This window comes from Corynebacterium sp. HMSC072G08 (assembly GCF_001809185.1).
Lineage (GTDB): Bacteria > Actinomycetota > Actinomycetes > Mycobacteriales > Mycobacteriaceae > Corynebacterium > Corynebacterium phoceense.
This window is the reverse complement of the sequence record NZ_KV796431.1, coordinates 1-215: the sequence shown is the minus strand read 5'-3', so window position 1 is coordinate 215 and position 215 is coordinate 1. Positions and strand designations below refer to the sequence as shown.

1 pseudogene is annotated in these 215 nt (G+C 60.0%); it reads right to left on the bottom strand.

Features of this window, described 5'->3' with window-relative positions:
* A pseudogene (locus tag HMPREF2559_RS13015) lies at positions 1-215 on the bottom strand (HNH endonuclease); the annotation flags it as partial.

Here is a 215-nt window from a genome sequence, read left to right as displayed (position 1 = left end):
TGGTCGGCCTGGCACATCGAGAACGGAATCTTACAGTCCGGATCCATACACGTGTGCTGGACCGCCGCTATCATGTCGCGTTGGGCTTGGGTGAAGTAGCGTTTGAGGCGGTATTGCTTCATCGGCTCGTTGCGCGCGTTGACAATCGTCGCTAGCCCCACCCCGGCGAGGAGTTCTTCCATAAGTTCTGCGCCGGTGCGCCACGTGCCGTCTGT